3 protein-coding genes are annotated in these 2,167 nt (G+C 37.2%); 2 read left to right on the forward strand and 1 reads right to left on the reverse strand.

Annotated elements, in window-relative coordinates; all coding sequences use genetic code 11:
• The coding region (locus AC1DDX_RS26685; RefSeq protein ID WP_477622956.1) for a purple acid phosphatase family protein at positions 1-929 on the forward strand (929 nt) is incomplete at its 5' end.
• Here the strand turns inward: AC1DDX_RS26685 and AC1DDX_RS26690 are convergent.
• Entirely contained in the window at positions 926-1,513 is a 588-nt protein-coding gene (locus tag AC1DDX_RS26690; RefSeq protein WP_172663731.1) for a DUF4833 domain-containing protein, read from the reverse strand. The genes AC1DDX_RS26685 and AC1DDX_RS26690 overlap by 4 nt on opposite strands.
• A gap of 45 nt (positions 1,514-1,558) precedes the next feature.
• On the opposite strand from AC1DDX_RS26690, the gene AC1DDX_RS26695 reads away from it, so the two are divergent.
• Positions 1,559-1,969, forward strand: coding sequence for a hypothetical protein (locus AC1DDX_RS26695; protein ID WP_246269740.1), 411 nt, complete (start codon positions 1,559-1,561; stop codon positions 1,967-1,969).
• Positions 1,970-2,167: the final 198 nt, after the last annotated feature.

Here is a 2,167-nt window from a genome sequence, read left to right on the forward strand (position 1 = left end):
CCCACAACAGAATAAACTTTGTTAAATTAAAAGACCTTAAACCAGGCACAAAATACAGCTACCGTGTATTATCTAAAGAAATCACAGACTTTCAGCCCTATTCCTTAAAATATGGAGAAACCATCTCTAGTGAAACCTATTCCTTTAGCACACCAAAAGCAAATCCTGAGGCAGTTTCATGGCTTATACTAAACGATATTCATGATCGCCCGGCATCAATCCCGCATCTGCTAAAATTAAACAACGAGGATTACGATTACGTATTTTTCAACGGCGATATTTTTGATTTTCAGAAAGACGAACAGCAGATCATAGACCACATGCTTAATCCATCTACAGATGTATTTGCAAGCACAAAACCGTTTATGTTCGTCCGCGGCAATCACGAAACCAGAGGCAAGTTTTCTCGTGAACTGAAAGATTATTTTTCTACTAAAAACGACAAAGGATATTTCGCTTACCAATGGGGCCCGGTTTTCAATATCGTATTAGATACTGGCGAAGACAAGCCTGATGATCACCCCGTTTATGCCGGAATAGTAGACTTTGATGGCTACCGCAAAGAACAGGCGAAATGGCTGGAAGAAATCATGAAATCAAGCGCTTACAAGAAGGCAAAATTCCGTGTGGTTATGATGCATATTCCCCTATATCATTCCGGTGATTGGCATGGACCAATGCATTGCAGAGAACTCTTTGCGCCGCTGTTTAAAAAGTATAAGGCAGACATTGTAATTTCCGGACATACACATACCTACGGCGTTTGGCCACCATCTGCAGAACACCCCTACCCTGTTATCATAGGCGGCGGGCCACAGGAAGGAAAGCGTACGCTTATTAAAGTAAAAGCCGACAGTAAAACACTGGATTTAGTAATGCTTAAAGACGATGGATCGGAAGTAGGAAAGTACAGTTTAAAGAGCAGCTAAACTTTAATTCTTTCTAAAACCGCAGCATTATTTTCTGTATTTATGCCTTTTAATTCCACATATTTAACATTTGGCAACCAAAAAGAACCACCTTCAATCCTCACAAAAATCCTGTCGAGCTGAATCTTTTTGTTATTAACCGTTACATAAACGTGGAACTTCTTGTCGTTCTCAGATTTAAGCAAATACATCGGCAGTTTTTTATGCGAAACAAACCTTAGTTCATAGTGGTCTTTACCTATCTCTTTGGCCTGAATACCATATGCAAATTTCTTTTGGATGTAGCTTAAATCCTTTTTCTCGCCCTCATCCCCATAACGAATCCAGTACACTAGAATAGGTTCTTTTCTGTCTACCTCTCCATTTTTATCTGCATTTAACTCACAGATGATTGTGTTGGTGTTAGGATCTCTCTGTAAATAAAAAAGCAGATTGGCAATTCCTTTTGGAGTTGGAAATTTTAAAGGTGAAGGATCACTTTTATCAACTACCTGAGCATATGCAGGTACAGGATTTACTATTGCTGTGATTAATAAACTAAAAAGCAACAGTATATTGAGGGTTAGTAATTTAGCGGTTCTCATTGGTAAAGTATTAGGGTTCAAAGATAAAAAGAGAATTCTAAACTCTTGATATTCAATTGTCAAATTGCCGACATTATCTTTCACAATAACACCTATAGTATAATTCTGAACCAGAACTGGTATATTGCAACAATTATGGGTTACGCGAAAGAAAGAGGAAAGCTTGAAAAGCTATCAACAAAAATAGTCGGCATAAGCATTTATGACGAGAAGAATTTAGGAATTCTAATCGATATTCATGAGCAGTACTCGCATACTGTAAGGATTCTAAAAAATAAAGAGCCGGAAACATTTAGTGATCTATACACCAATGAATTACAGGAAGTAAAAGCTGGCAAAAGGTCTCTTAGAGAGAGCGATTCAGACGAAACTCGCCAGGCTAATTTCATTGCATACAAAGAATCAATACAGCGTGCTTTAGAGAAAACGATTAAAGCTACAATAGAATCTTTATAATAATAGACTCTTTATAAGAAGAATTGAAAGTATAAAAAGACCCGATTGAAAATTCGAGGGCACTGAAAAAGTCCTTTACAAAAATGGGGCAGTTCATAAATCATGAATTGCCCCATTTTCATTAAGTTGTAAGAAGTTTTTCTAGTTAAAATTTTCTGTAGCCGACCCTGAGAGGGTCAAATTCAATTATTTCATAAT

The organism is Pedobacter sp. 10L46_2 (assembly GCF_056395165.1).

Excerpts from the sequence above, each read along its gene's own strand:
- AC1DDX_RS26690 (WP_172663731.1), bottom strand. The coding sequence starts at position 1,513 with ATGAGAACCGCTAAATTACTAACCCTCAATATACTGTTGCTTTTTAGT.